The organism is Pseudomonas sp. p99-361 (assembly GCF_003935475.1).
Taxonomy (GTDB): domain Bacteria; phylum Pseudomonadota; class Gammaproteobacteria; order Pseudomonadales; family Pseudomonadaceae; genus Aquipseudomonas; species Aquipseudomonas juntendi.
Genome location: NZ_RHQO01000045.1, coordinates 1 through 18,014, shown reverse-complemented (window position 1 = coordinate 18,014; position 18,014 = coordinate 1). Strand labels below are relative to the sequence as shown.

Sequence of the window (18,014 nt, the reverse complement as noted above, 5' to 3'; positions counted from 1 at the left end):
CTACCTCATGACTGATCGACTGGAATCATTATGTCTGGCTGCACCCCTGTTTTTGCCTTGTCCCTGCGTGGGACCATCGCCGCACTGTGCGGCTCGCTGCTTGCGCCGGTAGCCCTGGCCGCCGAGCTGAGCCCGACGGTCGTCACCGCCGTGGCACCGAGTTCGCCGTTGACCGTGGTCACCAACCCGAAAGACCCACGCCAGCCGGTGCCGGCCAGCGATGGCGCCGACTACCTGAAAACCATTCCCGGTTTCTCGGCGATCCGCGCCGGCGGTACCAACGGCGACCCGGTCCTGCGCGGCATGTTCGGCTCGCGCCTGAACATCCTCACCAATGGCGGGCTGATGCTCGGCGCCTGCCCCAACCGCATGGACGCGCCGACCTCCTACATTTCCCCCGAAACCTATGACCGGCTGACCGTTATCAAGGGCCCGCAGAGCGTGATCTGGGGGCCAGGCGGTTCGGCGGGCACGATACTGTTCGAACGCGAACCCGAGCAGTTCGGCAGCCTCGGCAGCCGGGTCAATGCCAGCCTGCTGGCCGGCTCCAACGGCCGTTTCGACAAAGTGCTGGATGCCGCTGCCGGGAACAGCCAGGCCTATGCACGGTTCGTCGGCAACCAGTCGCGCTCGGACGACTATCACGACGGTAACAACGACACCGTGCCGTCACGCTGGGACAAGTGGAACGGCGATGTCGCCCTGGGCTGGACGCCCGACCAGGACACCCTGCTGGAGCTGACCGCCGGCAAGGGCGATGGCGAAGCCCGCTACGCCGGGCGTGGCATGGACGGCTCGCAGTTCAAGCGCGAAAGCCTGGGCCTGCGCTTTGAAAAGTCCAACCTCGGCGAGGTGCTGGACACGCTTGAAGCGCAGGTCTACTACAACTACGCCGACCACGTGATGGACAACTACAGCCTGCGCACGCCCTCGGGCAGCGGCATGATGGGCATGCCCATGGTCAGCAACGTGGACCGCCGCACCCTGGGCGCACGCATCAAGGCCACCTGGCGCTGGGCCGACGTGCAACTGATCAGCGGCCTCGACGCGCAAACCAACGAGCACCGCCAGCGTGGCGGCATGGGCGTGGACGCGCACAAAGGCCAGGCCTGGACCAAGGACGCCGACTTCCACAACTACGGTGCCTTCAGCGAACTGACCTGGTACGCCACGGGTGAGGACCGCCTGATCAGCGGTGCCCGCCTGGACCGCGCCTCGGCCCGCGACTTCCGCCAAGGCAGCGCCACCCAGGGCGACACCCGCGCGGCCACCCTGCCCAGCGGCTTCGTGCGCTACGAACATGACCTGGCAGGCCTGCCGGCCACCACTTACATTGGCCTGGGCCATGCCCAGCGCTTCCCCGACTACTGGGAGCTGTTTTCGCCCAAGCTGGCACCGCCCGGTGCGGCCAACGCTTTCGACGGCATCAAGCCCGAGAAGACCACCCAGCTGGACTTCGGCATCCAGTACCGTAGCGAACGCCTGGAAGCCTGGGCCTCGGGTTATGTCGGGCAGATCCGTGACTACATCCTGTTCGACTACCGCCCCGGCATGATGGGCATGAGCACCTCGCAGGCCCAGAATGTCGATGCGCGTATCATGGGTGGCGAACTGGGCGCGGCCTACCAGCTGACCGAGCACTGGAAGGCCGATGCCAGCCTGGCGTACGCGTGGGGCAAGAACAGCAGTGACGGCAAGGCGCTGCCGCAGATGCCCCCGCTGGAAAGCCGCCTGGGCCTGACCTACAGCCGTGATGTGTGGAGCGCCGGTGCGCTGTGGCGGCTGGTGGCGGCGCAGAACCGCATCGCCGAGAACCAGGGCAACGTGGTTGGCAAGGACTACGAAAAAAGCGCCGGCTTCGGCGTGTTCTCGCTCAACGGCGCCTACAAGGTCAACACCAACCTCAAGCTCAGCGCCGGGGTCGACAACCTGTTCGGCAAGGCATACGCCGAGCACCTGAACCTGGCCGGGAACGCCGGGTTCGGCTACCCGGCAAGCGACCCACAGCCGGTCAACGAGCCAGGCAGGACGTTCTGGACCAAGGTCGATTTCAGCTTCTGACACTAACCACGGGCGCAGCTTCGGTTGCGCCCATCTGCGGGTCAAAAGGAGGTTCCCATGAGAGGAACACGCATCAGTTTCTATAACCTGGCCTGGCGTTGGCACTTTTATGCGGGGCTGTTCGTGGCCCCCTTCATGATCCTGCTGGCCATCACCGGGATCATCTACCTGTTCAAGCCGCAACTCGACCCAGTGCTGTACCGCGACCTGATGGTGGTCGAAGCCGGCCATCATCGCCAGGCCGCCGATACGTTGCTGGCCGAGGTGCACCAGGCCTACCCCAAGGGCCACGTGGGCCAATACCTGCCGCCGTTGAATGCCGAGCGCAGCGCGCAGTTCGTGGTGCATGACGGCGGGCGAGAATTGAACGTCTTCGTTGACCCTTACAGCGGCAAGGTCCTCGGCGAACAGGACGGCAAGCTGAACCTGCAGGCCATCGCCCGTGCCCTGCATGGCGAACTGATGGTCGGCACCGTCGGTGACCGCCTGGTGGAACTGGCTGCCGGCTGGGGCATCGTGCTGGTGGTGTCGGGCCTGTACCTGTGGTGGCCACGCGGGCGCACCGGCGCCGGGGTAGTGTGGCCCCGGCTGTCGGCACGTGGCCGCCTGCTGTGGCGCGATCTGCATGCGGTAACCGGGTTCTGGGGTTCGGCCTTGCTGCTGTTGATGCTGCTCAGCGGCATGACCTGGACCGGCCTGTGGGGCAAGCAGTACGCCGAGCTGTGGAACCGCTTCCCGGCGGCCATGTGGACCAACGTGCCCAAGTCCGACCAGCAGGCAGGCGAACTGAACGACGCGCACCGCCAGACCGTGCCGTGGGCCATGGAAAATACGCCCATGCCGCAGTCTGGCGCGCATGCCGAACACGCCGGGCACCACATGATGTCGGCCAAACCGGCAGCGCCGCAGGTAAGCCTGCAGCAGGTCGAAGACATCGCCACCGCGCGGCAGGTCGAGCCGGGCTACAGCATTACCCTGCCCACCACCGCCGATGGGGTGTTCACCGTCGCCGTGTTCGCCGATGACCCGCGCAATGACGCCACCCTGCATGTCGACCAGTACACCGGCAAGGTGTTGGCCGACGTGCGCTGGCAGGACTACAGCCCGGTCGCCCGTGCCACCGAACTGGGGGTGATGCTGCATGAAGGCAGGATGTTTGGCGTGGTCAACCAGGTCATCATCCTGCTGGTGTGCCTGATGATCCTGCTGGGCTCGGTGAGCGGGCTGGTGATGTGGTGGAAACGTCGGCCCGAGGGCGGCCTGGGCGTACCGCCGCTGCGCCATGACCTGCCGCGCTGGAAGGCGGCGGTGGCGGTGATGCTGGTGCTGGGGGTGATGTTCCCGCTGGTGGGGGTGTCGATGGTGGTGATGTGGGCGGTGGACAGCCTGGTGGTGAGGCGCCGCCGGGTGTTGGCCAGCGCCTAATTGTGCATGAGCGGTGAATGACAAGCTGAATGCCGTAGGTGCCTAGAGCACGAGTAGGAGCAGAAGCTGCCATTCACCGCTCCCACAATGAATCGCGCAGGCTTTTCAAATTTTGGGAAAGACCGTTGCTCCTACAACGAACTGCGTTGGCTTTGTAGAGAGGGCGGCACAGGCATCACACTGCTACCCAAATGCAGAGTCGATCTGTCACGCCCCGAATTGGGACGCCCGTGTTAGCCTAGCCGGCTACCTCTGACAAGAAGACTGACCTTTACAAGGGAATGCTGCCTATGACGCAAACCTCACCCACAGCGCCAGATGAACCGCATCTGCAGCGCAACCTGACCAACCGCCATATCCAGCTCATCGCCATCGGCGGCGCGATCGGCACCGGCCTGTTCATGGGCTCGGGCAAGACCATCAGCCTGGCCGGCCCATCGATCATCTTCGTCTACATGATCATCGGCTTCATGCTGTTCTTCGTCATGCGCGCCATGGGCGAGCTGCTGCTGTCGAACCTCAACTACAAGTCTTTCATCGATTTTTCCGCCGACCTGCTCGGGCCCTGGGCTGGCTACTTCACCGGGTGGACCTACTGGTTCTGCTGGGTGGTCACCGGCATCGCCGATGTGGTCGCCATCGCCGCCTATACACAGTTCTGGTTCCCCGACCTGCCGCAGTGGATACCCGCGCTGACTTGCGTGGCGCTGCTGCTGTCGCTGAACCTGGTAACGGTGAAAATGTTCGGTGAGCTGGAGTTCTGGTTCGCCCTGGTCAAGATCGTCGCCATCATCGGCCTGGTCGCCACCGGCCTGTACATGGTCATCACCGGCTTCACCTCGCCCAGCGGGCGCACGGCGCAGCTGGCCAACCTGTGGAATGACGGCGGCATGTTCCCCAACGGGGTGATGGGCTTCTTCGCCGGCTTCCAGATCGCCGTGTTCGCCTTCGTCGGCATCGAGCTGGTCGGCACCACCGCTGCCGAAGCGAAAAACCCCGAGCGCACCCTGCCGCGGGCGATCAACTCGATCCCGGTACGCATCATCGTGTTCTATGTGCTGGCACTGATCGCGATCATGGCGGTGACCCCGTGGCGCGACGTGGTACCGGGCAAGAGCCCGTTCGTCGAGCTGTTCGTGCTGGCCGGCCTGCCGGCCGCGGCGAGCATCATCAATTTCGTGGTGCTGACGTCGGCCGCCTCGTCGGCCAACAGCGGCGTGTTCTCCACCAGCCGCATGCTGTACGGCCTGTCGCAGGAAGGTGATGCGCCCAGGGCGTTCGAGAAACTGTCCAGCCGCTCGGTACCTGCCAACGGCCTGTACTTCTCCTGCACCTGCCTGCTGCTGGGGGCGGTGCTGATTTACCTGGTGCCGAACGTGGTCGAGGCATTCACCCTGGTGACCACGGTATCGGCGGTGCTGTTCATGTTCGTCTGGACGCTGATCTTGCTGTCGTACCTGAAGTACCGCAAGCAACGGGCGGCGCTGCACCAGGCGTCGAAGTACAAGATGCCGGGCGGGCGCTTCATGTGCTACGTGTGCCTGGTGTTCTTTGCCTTCATCCTGGTGTTGCTGAGCCTGGAGGCCGACACCCGCTCGGCGCTGGTGGTAACGCCGATCTGGTTCCTGTTGCTGGCATCCACTTACCAGGGCGTGCGCAGCCGCCGTCAGCCGCGTTCCACAGTGCGCAACGGTTAATGACCTTGGGGGCTGCGTTGCAGCCCCAATCCTGTGCACGCAACCCCCACAAGCACCATGCTGGCCCGCGCAAACGCCCCAACACCTCGCACCACTGCTCTATCCCGCCCGTTTCGCCGTTAGGCACACCCCTTGCAAAGCTCCTCCCGCTTGCCCAACACATAAAAACCAGCGGAGAGAGCACATGAAGCGTCGCAGTCTGATCAAGGCCTTTACCCTCAGCGCATCGATTGCGGCAATGGGCCTGAGCTGGAGTATCCAGGCCGCCGAGACCATCAAGGTTGGCATCCTGCATTCGCTGTCGGGGACCATGGCCATTTCCGAGACGTCGCTCAAGGACATGGCGCTGATGACCATCGAGCAAATCAACGCCAAAGGCGGGGTCAACGGCAAGATGCTCGAACCGGTGGTGGTCGACCCTGCCTCCAACTGGCCGCTGTTCGCCGAGAAGAGCCGCCAGCTGCTGACCCAGGACAAGGTCGCGGTGGTGTTCGGCTGCTGGACCTCGGTGTCGCGCAAGTCGGTGCTGCCCGTGTTCGAGGAACTCAACGGCCTGCTGTTCTACCCCGTGCAGTACGAGGGTGAAGAGATGTCGCCAAACGTGTTCTACACCGGCGCCGCCCCCAACCAGCAAGCCATCCCTGCGGTGCAATACCTGATGAGCGAAGACGGCGGCAGCGCCAAGCGCTTCTTCCTGCTGGGCACCGACTACGTCTACCCTCGCACCACCAACAAGATCCTGCGGGCCTTCCTGCACAGCAAGGGCGTGGCCGACAAGGACATCGAAGAGGTGTACACGCCGTTCGGCCACGCCGACTACCAGACCATCGTCGCCAACATCAAGAAGTTCTCCGCAGGCGGCAAGACGGCGGTCATCTCCACGGTCAACGGCGACTCCAACGTGCCGTTCTACAAAGAACTGGCCAACCAGGGCCTGAAAGCCACCGACGTGCCGGTGGTGGCGTTCTCGGTGGGCGAAGAAGAGCTGCGCGGTATCGATACCAAGCCGCTGGTGGGCCACCTGGCGGCGTGGAACTACTTCGAGTCGGTGGATAACCCGGTCAACCAGAAGTTCGTCGCCGACTGGAAAGCCTACGCCAAGGCCAAAGGCCTGCCCGGTGCCGACAAGGCGGTAACCAACGACCCGATGGAGGCCACCTACGTGGGCATCCACATGTGGGCCCAGGCGGTCGAGAAAGCCAAGTCCACCGACGTGGACAAGGTCCGCGAGGCCCTGGCCGGCCAGACCTTCAAGGCACCGTCAGGCTTCACCCTGACCATGGACAAGACCAACCATCACCTGCACAAGCCGGTGATGATCGGCGAGATCCAGGATGACGGGCAGTTCAGCGTGGTCTGGGAAACCGAGCAGCCGCTGCGGGCGCAGCCATGGAGCCCGTTCATTCCAGGCAATGACAAGCGGCCAGATTACGCCGTGAAAGGTAACTGAGTGCAGGGGGCTGCTTTGCAGCCCATTCGCGGGCTTGCCCGCTCCCACAGGATCCCCACTGCCCTATGGACCGGTGAAATCCCTGTAGGAGCGGGTTTACGCGCGAAGAATCCAACACCGATTTCCAGGATTGCCCGCATGCTCAGACTCCTGCTCACACTTCTCCTGCTAATGCCCTTGGCAACCCACGCCAGCGAGGGCGAATTTTTCCTCACCGCCAAGCCCGCGGAGCAGGCCCAACTGCTCGGAAACTGGGCAGCGCAACCCGATGCTGCACGCCTGCCGCTGTTGGAAAACCTGCGCCAGGGCCGCATCGCACCCGACGACACCCGCAAGCTGCGCCTGAACAACCGCCTGCGCGGCTTGATCGACAATGCCCTGGCCAGCCACCAGTTGCTCAGCGACGACAGCGACACCCGCCTGGCTGCCGCCCAGCAACTGCAAAAAAGCGCACAACCGGCGCAAATGGCGTTCCTCGACCGGCGCTTCGCCAGCGAGCCGGACGCTGCCGTACACGCAGCCCTCGGCCTGGCCCTGGCCAATTTGCAACTGGGCGCCAGCGACCCCGCCGTACGCCTGGCCGCCGTACGCCTGCTGGGGGAAACCGGCGACCCGCTGGCCCGCACCCGCCTTGAAGCGCTGCTGCAACCCAACGCGGAAAGCGACCCGGGCGTGCGCACCGCTGCCGAAACCAGCCTGGCCCAGGTGCAGCGCAAGCTGCTGTTCGGCGAGCTGCTCGGCCAGGCCTTCAGTGGCCTGTCGCTGGGGTCGATCCTGCTGCTGGCGGCGCTCGGCCTGGCGATCACCTTCGGCCTGCTGGGCGTGATCAACATGGCCCATGGCGAGATGCTGATGCTCGGCGCCTACAGCACCTATATGGTCCAGGTGCTGGTGCAGCGTTATGCCCCGGGTGCCATCGAGTTCTATCCGCTGATCGCCCTGCCGGTGGCCTTCGCCATCAGCGCCGGGGTCGGCATGGCGCTGGAGCGCACGGTCATCCGCCACCTGTATGGCCGCCCACTGGAAACCCTGCTGGCCACCTGGGGGATCAGCCTGATCCTGATCCAGGCCATCCGCCTGCTGTTCGGCGCGCAGAACGTCGAAGTCAGCAACCCGGCATGGTTGTCGGGCGGCATCCAGCTGCTGCCCAACCTGGTGCTGCCCTACAACCGCCTGGTGATCATCGGCTTCGCCCTGGCGGTGGTGCTGCTTACCTGGCTGCTGCTCAACCGCACGCGGCTGGGCCTGAACGTGCGGGCGGTGACCCAGAACCGCAACATGGCGGCATGCTGCGGTGTGTCTACCGGGCGCGTCGACATGCTGGCCTTCGGCCTTGGCTCGGGCATCGCCGGGCTGGGCGGCGTAGCCCTGAGCCAGGTGGGCAACGTCGGCCCGGACCTGGGCCAGAGCTACATCATCGACTCGTTCCTGGTGGTGGTGCTCGGCGGGGTCGGGCAACTGGCCGGGAGCCTGTGGGCGGCGTTTGGCCTTGGTATTGCCAACAAGCTGCTGGAACCCCAGATCGGCGCCGTACTCGGCAAGATCCTCATCCTTGCGTTGATCATTCTGTTCATCCAGAAGCGCCCGCAAGGCCTTTTCGCCCTCAAGGGACGGGTAATCGACTGATGAACCAGCCACTGCTAGTCACCGCTACGCAAAAGGCCGGGCCGCGCCTGTCGCTGGCCATCGGCGCCGTCGTCACCCTGCTGCTGGTCGCCCTGCCGCTGTTGTCGCTGCTCCCGGCGGACCACGCCTTGCAAGTGTCGGCCTATACCCTGACCTTGGTAGGCAAGATTCTCTGCTACGCCATCGTCGCCCTGGCCCTGGACCTGGTCTGGGGCTACGCCGGCCTGCTGTCACTGGGCCACGGCCTGTTCTTCGCCCTGGGCGGGTATGCCATGGGCATGTACCTGATGCGCCAGGCGGCCGGGGACGGCCTGCCCGGGTTCATGGCTTTTCTGTCGTGGACCGAGCTGCCATGGTACTGGGCCGGAACCCAGCATTTTGCCTGGGCCCTGTGCCTGGTGGTGCTGGCCCCCGGGCTGCTGGCGCTGGTGTTCGGTTGGTTCGCCTTCCGCTCGCGGATCAAGGGTGTGTACTTCTCGATCATGACCCAGGCCCTGACCTTCGCCGGCATGCTGTTGTTCTTCCGCAACGAAACCGGCTTCGGCGGCAACAACGGCTTCACCAACTTCCGCACCATTGTGGGCTTCGACATCACCGCGCAAGGGACCCGCGCCGTGTTGTTCCTGCTGACGGTCGGCCTGCTGCTGGCCAGCCTGTACCTGTGCTGGCGGCTGACCCGCAGCAAGTTCGGCCGCCTGCTGACCGCAGTGCGTGACGCCGAGAACCGCCTGATGTTCTGCGGTTACGACCCGCGCGGCTTCAAGCTGCTGGTGTGGGTGCTCAGCGCCGTGCTGTGCGGTTTGGCCGGGGCGCTGTACGTGCCCCAGGTGGGCATCATCAACCCCAGCGAAATGTCACCGACCAACTCCATCGAAGCCGCCGTGTGGGTAGCCCTTGGTGGCCGTGGCACGCTGATCGGGCCGTTGCTCGGCGCCGGCCTGGTCAACGGCATGAAAAGCTGGTTCACCGTGGCCTTCCCGGAGTTCTGGCTGTTTTTCCTCGGTGCGCTGTTCATTCTCGTCACCCTGTACCTGCCCAAGGGCGTGGTCGGCCTGTTGAAAAAAAGGAGCCAGCCATGAGAGGCGTGCCCCCGGTGCATCCCGAATTCATGCTCGAACCGGTATTCGACCCGCTCGGCGCCGGCCGCGACGCCATTGGCCTGGGCCACACCCGCAAGGCGGGCCTGGATACCCGCCACGGCACGGTGCTGAGCCTGGAAGACATCAGTGTCAGCTTTGACGGTTTCAAGGCGCTGAACGCGCTCAACCTGTACATCGGGGTGGGTGAGTTGCGCTGCATCATCGGCCCCAATGGCGCCGGCAAGACCACCCTGATGGACGTGATCACCGGCAAGACCCGCCCAGACAGCGGCACGGCCTACTTTGGCGACACCCTCGACCTGACCCGTCTGGGCGAGTACCAGATCGCCCAAGCCGGCATTGGCCGCAAGTTCCAGAAACCCACGGTGTTCGAGGCGCTGACGGTATACGAGAACCTGGAGCTGGCGCTGAAGACCGACAAATCGGTATGGGCCAGCCTGGCTGCGCGCCTGAGCGGCGAGCAGCGCCAGCGCATCGAAGAGGTACTGACCACCTTGCGCCTGCTGCCGCTGGCCCAGCGCCAGGCGGGCCTGCTGTCGCACGGGCAGAAGCAGTTCCTCGAAATCGGCATGCTGCTGGTACAGGAGCCGCAGTTGCTGTTGCTGGATGAACCCGTGGCGGGCATGACCGATGCCGAGACCGAGTTCACCGCCGAGCTGTTCAAGGGCTTGGCCGGCAAGCATTCGCTGATGGTGGTCGAGCACGACATGGGGTTTGTCGGCAGCATCGCTGACCACGTTACTGTACTGCACCAGGGCAGTGTGCTGGCAGAAGGGTCGCTGGAGCAGGTGCAGGCGGATGAGCGGGTGGTCGAGGTGTACCTGGGCCGCTAGACAGGGATACCTGTGCCGGCCTATTCGCGGGTAAACCCGCTCCCACAGGTAATGCACAAGTCTTGAAATCTGTGCGGTCCCTGTAGGAGCGGGTTCACCCGCGAATAGGCCGGCACAGGCACAGCAACACTTTCAGGAACACCAACATGCTCAAGATCGACACCCTGCACCAATACTACGGCGGCAGCCACATTCTGCGCGGCCTCTCCTTCGAAGCCAAAGTCGGCGAAGTGACCTGCCTGCTGGGCCGCAACGGGGTCGGCAAGACTACCCTGCTGCGCTGCCTGATGGGCCTGGTGCCCGCCCGGGATGGCAGCATCGAATGGGAAGGCAAACCGATTACCGCGCTCAAACCCCAGCAACGCGTGCACGCCGGCATCGCCTACGTGCCCCAGGGCCGTGAGATTTTCCCGCGCCTGACCGTCGAGGAGAACCTGCTGATGGGCCTGTCGCGTTTCCCCGCGCGGGAGGCCCGCGAAGTGCCAGCCTTCATCTACGAGCTGTTCCCGGTGCTTGAGCAAATGAAGCAGCGCCGGGGCGGCGACCTGTCTGGCGGGCAGCAGCAACAGCTGGCCATTGGCCGCGCCCTGGCCAGCCGGCCGCGCCTGCTGATCCTCGACGAACCGACCGAAGGCATCCAGCCGTCGGTCATCAAGGAAATCGGCGCCGTCATCCGTCGCCTGGCCGTACGGGGGGACATGGCGATCCTGCTAGTGGAACAGTTCTACGATTTTGCCGAAGAACTGGCCGACCAGTACCTGGTCATGGCCCGTGGCGAGATCGTGCAGCGCGGGCGCGGCGAAAACATGCAAGCCGAGGGTGTGCGCGGCCTGGTAACCATTTAACCTGCAAGCACCGTACTTGCGAGACCCTGTCATGAGTTACCAGCTGCGCGATGCCCTGCCCGCCGACGTGCCGGGCATCCTCGATATCTACAACGACGCCGTGCGCACTACCACGGCGATCTGGAACGAAACCCCGGTAGACCTGGCCAACCGCCAGGCCTGGTTCGAAGCACGTGCGCAGCAGGGCTATCCGATCCTGGTGGCTGTGGATGACACGGGCGTGCTGGGCTATGCCTCGTTTGGCGACTGGCGGCCGTTCGAGGGTTTCCGCCTGACCGTGGAGCACTCGGTGTACATCCGCGGCGACCAGCGGGGAAAGGGGCTGGGGGCGGTGTTGATGGCGGCGCTGATCGAGCGTGCACAAGGCTGCGGCAAGCATGTGATGGTCGCGGCCATCGAAAGTGGCAATGCGGCGTCGGTCCGCCTGCATGAGCGGCTGGGTTTCGTGGTGACCGGGCAGATGCCCCAGGTTGGCGTGAAGTTCGGCCGCTGGCTGGATTTGACCTTCATGCAGCGGGTACTGAACCCGGGAGCTGAACCAGGCTGAAATGCGGCCGCTTGTGGGAGGGCCCTTTCGCGACACAAGGCCACTCCCACAAAGGCCGGCGCGCAAGCCTACATCTGGGTAAACCTGCCCAGCCGCTGCTTCAACATGCTGTTCTCGCTGCGCAGCTGCTGCACTTCCTGCAACAGCTCCAGCGCCAGCGCCACCCCTTCCCACTCCAGCTCCAGTTCCCGGTGCAGCTTGGCCGCGCGCTTGGCCAATAACGGCGCCTGATCGTCAAACAGCCAGTCCTCTGGCGTTCGGCCAGAAGGCTCGACAATGCCGTGTTCGACGATTTCGATCACGCAGTCGGCCGTGACATCGGCTTCCTGACACAGGGTACGCATGTCCAGTTGAACGATCAGGGTGCTGCTCATGATCACTTACTCCATTGTGTCCTCGGGTTGAACGCCGCTTTCTCGGCGAGCTTCGCCCACAGTTCGCGGGCAGACTCGTCGGATGCCGGCGGCATCACCACCTTCAGCTGTGCATACAGGTTACCGCGCTCACCGTGCTTGCTCGCCAGGCCTTTGCCCGGTACACGCAGGCGCTGGCCGCTCTGGCTGTCCGGGCGGATGGTGAGGTTGATCTTGCCGTCCAGGGTGGGTACCGCAACCTTGGTGCCCAGCGCAGCCTCCCATGGCGCCAGCGGCACGGTGATGATCAGGTCATGGCCTTCAACATCGAACAGCGGGTGCGGTGCCATGCGAATGGTCAGGAACAGGTCGCCATTGGCCCCGCCGCCACTGCCCGGCGCGCCCTGGCCCTTGAGGCGGATACGCTCGCCATCGGTGACCCCGGCCGGAATCTTCACGTTCAGGGTTTTGGTGGTGAAACCGGTGCGCTGGCCCATGGCATTGGTTTGCGGCACCTGGAAGCTGATCTGCTTGGACTCCTTGCTCAGGGTTTCTTCAAGGAATACGGCCAATTCAAGTTCCACGTCCTGCCCCCGCCTGCCGGCACTGCGTTGCTGCTGCCGGCCACCACCGAAGGGGTTGCCACCACGGTTGCCGAATATCGAGCTGAAGAAGTCGGAGAAATCGCCGCCCTCGAAGCCGCCACCGCCACCGCGGTTTTCCCAGCCCGGTGGCGCCTGGAATGGCCGGCCGTGCTGGCCGCCATACTTGCGGATCTCATCGAACTCGGCACGTTTCTGCGCGTCGCCCAGAACCTCGTAGGCCTCGTTGGCCTCTTTGAATTTGTCCTCGGCATCGCGTTCCTTGCTGACATCGGGGTGGTACTTGCGTGCCAGCTTGCGGTACGCGGCCTTGATCGCCTTCTCGTCCGCCGTGGGCTCTACGCCAAGTATCTTGTAATAGTCTTTGAAGTCCATCTGTGGATCACCAATGTGAAAGTGCGTGTTGCAACTGAAGATGCTACTGAAGATAGGGGTCAAGCATAGCCTTTCAAGACCGCCTTGGCTTTGCTCCATCGCAGACGACTGGTCTTGATTCTGTAGCCAACTGGCATAAACTGCGCGGCCGTTTTGCCTCCGGAAGCCTTTTCCCATGTCTGACGTAACCCCGGCCCGTGCCCTGGGCATCGACTTTGGCACCTCCAACTCCACGGTTGGCTGGCACCGCCCTGGGGTCGAGTCGCTGATCGCCCTGGAAGATGGCAAGATCACCTTGCCCTCGGTGGTGTTCTTCAACATTGAAGAGCGGCGCCCGGTCTATGGCCGCCTGGCACTGCACGAGTACCTGGAAGGCTACGAAGGCCGCCTGATGCGCTCGCTGAAAAGCCTGCTGGGCTCCAAGCTGATCAAGCACGACACCAGCGTGCTGGGCAGTGCCTTGCCGTTCAAGGACCTGCTGGGCATGTTCATCGGCGAGCTGAAAAAGCGTGCCGAGGCGGCCGCGGGCCGCGAGTTCGACCAGGTCGTGCTGGGGCGCCCGGTATTTTTCGTCGACGAAGACCCGGCCGCCGACCAGGAGGCCGAGGACACCCTGGCCGAGGTGGCACGCAAGCTCGGCTTCAAGGACGTGTCGTTCCAGTACGAACCGATTGCCGCCGCGTTCGACTACGAGTCGACCATCAGCCGCGAAGAGCTGGTACTGATTGTCGACATTGGCGGGGGTACCTCGGACTTCACCTTGATCCGCCTGTCGCCAGAGCGCCACCTGCTGGCCGAGCGCCAGGGCGACATCCTGGCCACGGGCGGCGTGCACATCGGCGGTACCGACTTCGACAAGCAGCTGAGCCTGCAGGGCGTGATGCCGCTGTTCGGCTACGGCAGCCGCATGAAAAGCGGCGCCCTGATGCCGACCAGCTACCACCTCAACCTGGCCACCTGGCACACCATCAACGCGCTGTACTCGCAGAAGTCGCAGCTGGCGCTGGGCAGCATGCGCTACGACATCGAGGACAGCTTCGGCATCGACCGGCTGTTCAAGCTGATCGAGCAGCGTGCCGGGCACTGGCTGGCGATGGAAGTGGAAGCCAGCAAGATCGAACTGACCGAGCGCGACAGCCGCCGCATCGACCTGCACCGGGTCGAGCCTGAACTGTCTGCCGAACTGACCCGGGTGCTGTTCGAAGAGGCCATTGAGGGGTTGCTGGAGCGCGTGCGCGGCAGCGTGAGCGAGCTGCTGGCCAAGGCCGGGGTGAGCGAAGGCCAGGTCGACACGGTGTTCTTCACCGGTGGATCCAGCGGGATTCCGGCATTGCGCAACAGCGTGTCGGCGATGTTGCCCAATGCGCGGCATGTGGAGGGCAATATCTTTGGCAGTATTGGTAGTGGGCTGGCGATCGAAGCGCGCAAGCGGTACGGATAAGCTACAAGCTACAAGCTACAAGCTACAAGCTACAAGCTACAAGCTGAGAGGTGTTAGTGCATCTATAGATGCTCAGCTTGCAACTTGCAACTTGTAGCTTGCCGCTTGCCGCTTGCCGCTTCAAACCAACTCGGCCCGCTTCAGCTCACTTTTCAGGTAGGCATAGTAGATCGGCCCCGCCACCACCCCAGGCAGCCCGAACGCCGCCTCGAACACCAGCATCGCCAGCAGCAGCTCCCACGCCTTGGCGCTGATCTGCCCACCCACGATACGGGCGTTGAGGAAGTACTCGACCTTGTGGATGACGATCAGGTAGCCCAGCGCCGCCGCCGCCACCCAGATCGACAGCGACAAGCCGACGATGGTGATCAGGGTGTTGGACATCAGGTTGCCGATCACCGGCAGCAGCCCCAGCAGGAAGGTCAGTACGATCAGCGTCTTGGTCAGCGGCAGGTGCACCCCGAACAGCGGCATCACCACTGCCAGGAATATGCCGGTAAAGGCCGTGTTGAGCAGCGAAATCTTGATCTGGGCGAAGACGATGTTGCGAAACGCCTGTACCAGCAAGGCCAGGCGCTCGAACAATGCCGCCGCCAACGGCTTGCGGCGGGACACATCGGGAATGCGCTGCAAGGCAATGATGGCGCCGAGGATCATGCCGATCAGCAGCGTGACGAACATGTGCGCCATGCCCTTGCCGACCAGTTGCAGGTCGCTGAGGTGGCTTTTGATCCAGTCGCCGATGGCGACCTTGAATTCGGCAGCACTGGCGGGCAGGTAGGCTTCGATGAACGGCGGCAGCTGGCTGCGAGCCTGTTCGACCAGGGCCATGAACTTGTCCAACGAGGCGCCGGGGTTTTCCGCCTCGTGCAGCAGGAAGCTGAACGCGCCGGCAATCAGCAGGCTCAGGCTGAGCACCACCAGCGTGCCCAGCAGCGCCACCGCCAGCCAGCGCGCGCGTTGCCCGGCCAGCAAGGGTTGCAGGCGCGGGGTCAGCATGTTGACCAGTTCGAACACCAGCAAGCCGGCCAGCAGGCTGGGCAATAACTTCAGCGGCAAAGCCAGCAGCAGGCCGGCCATGACGATGATCAGGCTGGCCAAGGTAATCTGACGCGGGGTAAAGGTCATACAGCCTCGAAGGCAGACAGCGGGAATGCCCGCAGTCTGCCAGCCTTGACGGCGCAGGCATAGGCGCAGGTCACTTCTTCTTCAGGCAGTCACTCATGAACGCTTTGCGCTCGTCCCCCTTCAGGGCTTTGGTGGTGGCGTCGGCATTGCAGGTTTTCATCTTTTCCTGTTGGGTTTGCGGGGCGCTCTTCTTCAGGCAGGTGCTCATGAATGCCTTGCGCTCATCACCCTTGAGGGCCTTGGCGGTGGCGTCGGCATTGCAGGTTTTCATTTTTTCCTGCTGCGCGGTGTTGGCAGCGAAGCCTTGGGCGCTGAACATCAACGCCAGGGCCAGTAACGGGATGTGCAGCACTTTCATGGAGTGGTCTCCTGGGCTCCGTGCCCGATGCACGGGTGTCGAGGTCAGAGTGTAGCCAAGAATTTCAGCCCCCAGCCCCCCCCGACATACGCCGTTAAAGGCCTGCCGCCTTGAGCCGCGCGGCGTGTTCGGTGAACAGCCGCACCGGCTCGGCACCCCGCCCTACGGCGCCGAACTGCTGGTTGACGATATCGAGGTGGTCGAGCGGGTAATCGTCACCGATCACCTGCCCCAAGTGCGAGCTGAAGCGCCCCACCATACCGTCGCACTGGCCCTTTTCCCTGACGAAGCTGCGGGCGAACAGGCGGCAGAAACGGTTGCTGCCATCGAAGCGGTTGCGCCCCCGGTCGGTCAGCCCGGGCTGCAAGGTGCCGGACCATGAGTAATAGCGCACTCCGTTGACTTCATGGGCGCCTTCCCCGCCCCAGGTGTCCGGCAAGCCCTGTGGGTAAGCCTGGTTGAACAGTGCTACCCCGGCGCTGGTCAGCGACTGATGCGAGGCATGCACATCCACCGGCAACCGCTCGCGCCGCCAACCGGTTTCCAGCCACCCCAGCACCACGGCAAGGGCATGCAGCACCGCCCTCAGCATACGCCCCTGGGGCGAATCCCCCGGCGCCGTGCGTTGCAGGTGGTCGGCCAGCTCCGAACCATGGTTGGGCCCGGCCACCGAGGTGACCGATGCCACCCTGGCTGGCCGCCTGGCGGCTGCATAACGCGCACTCAGGGCGCCTTGGCTGTGGCCGATGAGGTTGACCCTGGCGGCGCCCGTGCGCCTGCAGATGTCTTCGATGATGGTCAGCAGTTGCTCGCCGCGCACCTCACTGCTGTGCAGCGGCGAAACCTGTACCGGGAACACCTGCGCGCCCCCTTTGCGCAAGGCCGGGACAATGCCGAACCAGTAGGGATAGAACCCGGCCCGGACGAACCCGAGCATCCCTGGCACCAGTACCAAGGGGTATTGCGTGGCCAAATCCTGCTGCATTGCCCCTGCCCCTTTGCGTGGAGGTTTGGCCAACCCTACAGCGGCTTTCGTGGGCATCGCAATCGAACTCCTGGCGCGCGCTGTTGTTCAAAACCACACAGACCCTTTGCAAGGAGCGGGACCATGTACAAGCAGACCCTGGCAATCCTTCTGGCAAGCGCCACCTTGGCCGCCTGCGGCAGCCGCCCGGAAAACCCGGTCGACTACGTCATCTACCGCGACGAACCGCTGGTCAAGCAGGTGGAGCACGGCATGACCATGCAGAAGGTCATCGCCATTGGCGGTAGCCCATCGAACGTGATCGACCTGCCGCACGGGGGCACCTGCAACGACTACATTCTTAACCACGATGGCAAGCAACAACCGTATTACGTGCGTTTCGACGCCACCGGCCATGTTGATGCCAAGGGTTTCAAAACCTGTAAACAACGCGAAGAAGACAGCGAGGCCGTTCACGGCGCGTAAGTCTCACCCTGCATGCCACGACCACCCTGATGCTTTCGGAGATGAACATGAGTGCTACAGAACTGACCGATGTAAAAACCCTGCGCGAACGTGCCCGCCAGCATGTTGAGCAAGGCGCCGTGACCGAGGGTTACCACGCCGACCGCGAACAGATCCTGCGCCTGCTGAACGAGTCCCTGGCGACCGAGCTGGTGTGTGTGCTGCGTTACAAGCGCCACTACTTCATGGCCAGCGGTATCAAGGCAAGCGTTGCCGCGAGCGAATTCCTTGAGCATGCCAACCAGGAAGCCGAGCACGCCGACAAGCTGGCTGAGCGCATTGTGCAGTTGGGCGGCGAGCCGGATTTCAACCCCGACAACCTGACCAAGAACTCGCATGCTCAGTATGTGGCCGGTAATTCCCTGAAGGAGATGGTGCTGGAAGACCTGGTCGCTGAGCGCATCGCAATCGACAGCTACCGCGAAATCATCCAGTACATCGGCGACAAAGACCCTACCACCCGCCGCATCTTCGAAGACATCCTGGCGCAGGAAGAAGAGCACGCAGACGACATGTCCGACTTGCTGCAAGGCTTGTAAGGACCAAGGGGCGCTTAGCGGAATGCCAGTCAGTTAAGCGTTACTGGGGCTGCTTTGCAGCCCTTCGCGGGCACGCCCGCTCCCACAGGTTTGGCGCTGAAATCAAGACATGCGCGATTTGCCGGTGGGGGGGGCGGGGCCGCGC

17 protein-coding genes are annotated in these 18,014 nt (G+C 63.8%); 12 read left to right on the top strand and 5 right to left on the bottom strand.

All coding sequences use genetic code 11. From position 1 onward, the window contains the following. Positions 1–30 precede the first annotated feature (30 nt). The 9 genes from EGJ22_RS18375 to EGJ22_RS18335 all read left to right on the top strand — a co-directional run bounded on the left by EGJ22_RS18375 (position 31) and on the right by EGJ22_RS18335 (position 11,584). A complete protein-coding gene (locus EGJ22_RS18375) occupies positions 31–2,061 on the top strand; it encodes a TonB-dependent copper receptor (protein ID WP_064314457.1) in 2,031 nt (676 codons plus the stop codon). A 57-nt stretch (positions 2,062–2,118) separates the two neighbouring features. After that, entirely contained in the window at positions 2,119–3,486 is a 1,368-nt protein-coding gene (locus EGJ22_RS18370) for a PepSY domain-containing protein (protein WP_054904941.1), read from the top strand. Positions 3,487–3,776: 290 nt separating this feature from the next. Next, a complete protein-coding gene (gene cycA / locus EGJ22_RS18365; protein WP_029885707.1) occupies positions 3,777–5,183 on the top strand; it encodes a D-serine/D-alanine/glycine transporter in 1,407 nt (468 codons plus the stop codon). 184 nt (positions 5,184–5,367) lie between these two features. Continuing rightward, positions 5,368–6,633 (top strand): urea ABC transporter substrate-binding protein, encoded by a 1,266-nt coding sequence (gene urtA, locus EGJ22_RS18360; protein ID WP_029885708.1) that lies wholly within the window; start codon positions 5,368–5,370, stop codon positions 6,631–6,633. A gap of 138 nt (positions 6,634–6,771) precedes the next feature. After that, the gene (gene urtB, locus EGJ22_RS18355; RefSeq protein WP_029885709.1) at positions 6,772–8,259 is read left to right on the top strand and encodes an urea ABC transporter permease subunit UrtB; all 1,488 of its coding nucleotides are present in this window, start codon (positions 6,772–6,774) and stop codon (positions 8,257–8,259) included. Further along, positions 8,259–9,338 carry an urea ABC transporter permease subunit UrtC gene (gene urtC / locus EGJ22_RS18350; RefSeq protein WP_029885710.1) on the top strand — a complete coding sequence of 360 codons (1,080 nt, stop codon included), beginning with the start codon at positions 8,259–8,261 and terminating at the stop codon, positions 9,336–9,338. The genes urtB and urtC overlap by 1 nt, the downstream gene beginning before the upstream one ends. Beyond that, a complete protein-coding gene (gene urtD, locus EGJ22_RS18345) occupies positions 9,335–10,192 on the top strand; it encodes an urea ABC transporter ATP-binding protein UrtD (protein ID WP_029885711.1) in 858 nt (285 codons plus the stop codon). The genes urtC and urtD overlap by 4 nt, the downstream gene beginning before the upstream one ends. Before the next feature lie 146 nt (positions 10,193–10,338). Then, positions 10,339–11,037, top strand: a complete 699-nt coding sequence (gene urtE / locus EGJ22_RS18340; protein ID WP_029885712.1) for an urea ABC transporter ATP-binding subunit UrtE — start codon at positions 10,339–10,341, stop codon at positions 11,035–11,037. Between the two features lie 31 nt (positions 11,038–11,068). Then, positions 11,069–11,584: a GNAT family N-acetyltransferase gene (locus EGJ22_RS18335; protein ID WP_029885713.1), complete on the top strand. Its 516-nt coding sequence runs from the start codon at positions 11,069–11,071 to the stop codon at positions 11,582–11,584. A 68-nt stretch (positions 11,585–11,652) separates the two neighbouring features. Here the strand turns inward: EGJ22_RS18335 and EGJ22_RS18330 are convergent, their stop codons facing one another. Both EGJ22_RS18330 and cbpA read right to left on the bottom strand, forming a co-directional pair. Continuing rightward, positions 11,653–11,958, bottom strand: coding sequence for a chaperone modulator CbpM (locus EGJ22_RS18330; protein ID WP_009683288.1), 306 nt, complete (start codon positions 11,956–11,958; stop codon positions 11,653–11,655). A 2-nt stretch (positions 11,959–11,960) separates the two neighbouring features. Further along, on the bottom strand, positions 11,961–12,914 hold the full coding sequence (gene cbpA, locus EGJ22_RS18325) for a curved DNA-binding protein (protein WP_009683289.1): 954 nt from the start codon (positions 12,912–12,914) through the stop codon (positions 11,961–11,963). A 175-nt stretch (positions 12,915–13,089) separates the two neighbouring features. On the opposite strand from cbpA, the gene EGJ22_RS18320 reads away from it, so the two are divergent. After that, positions 13,090–14,355, top strand: a complete 1,266-nt coding sequence (locus EGJ22_RS18320; RefSeq protein ID WP_029885714.1) for an Hsp70 family protein — start codon at positions 13,090–13,092, stop codon at positions 14,353–14,355. 120 nt (positions 14,356–14,475) lie between these two features. Here the strand turns inward: EGJ22_RS18320 and EGJ22_RS18315 are convergent, their stop codons facing one another. The 3 genes from EGJ22_RS18315 to EGJ22_RS18305 form a co-directional block, all read right to left on the bottom strand. Next, on the bottom strand, positions 14,476–15,483 hold the full coding sequence (locus tag EGJ22_RS18315; protein WP_009683291.1) for an AI-2E family transporter: 1,008 nt from the start codon (positions 15,481–15,483) through the stop codon (positions 14,476–14,478). Positions 15,484–15,553: 70 nt separating this feature from the next. Further along, a complete protein-coding gene (locus tag EGJ22_RS18310; protein WP_029885715.1) occupies positions 15,554–15,841 on the bottom strand; it encodes a PsiF family protein in 288 nt (95 codons plus the stop codon). A 94-nt stretch (positions 15,842–15,935) separates the two neighbouring features. Next, positions 15,936–16,826: a triacylglycerol lipase gene (locus tag EGJ22_RS18305; RefSeq protein WP_029885716.1), complete on the bottom strand. Its 891-nt coding sequence runs from the start codon at positions 16,824–16,826 to the stop codon at positions 15,936–15,938. A gap of 123 nt (positions 16,827–16,949) precedes the next feature. On the opposite strand from EGJ22_RS18305, the gene osmE reads away from it, so the two are divergent. Together osmE and EGJ22_RS18295 are read left to right on the top strand one after the other, a co-directional pair. Continuing rightward, on the top strand, positions 16,950–17,291 hold the full coding sequence (gene osmE, locus EGJ22_RS18300; protein ID WP_125920332.1) for an osmotically-inducible lipoprotein OsmE: 342 nt from the start codon (positions 16,950–16,952) through the stop codon (positions 17,289–17,291). Between the two features lie 47 nt (positions 17,292–17,338). Next, positions 17,339–17,869 (top strand): bacterioferritin, encoded by a 531-nt coding sequence (locus tag EGJ22_RS18295; RefSeq protein ID WP_009683295.1) that lies wholly within the window; start codon positions 17,339–17,341, stop codon positions 17,867–17,869. Positions 17,870–18,014 lie beyond the last annotated feature (145 nt).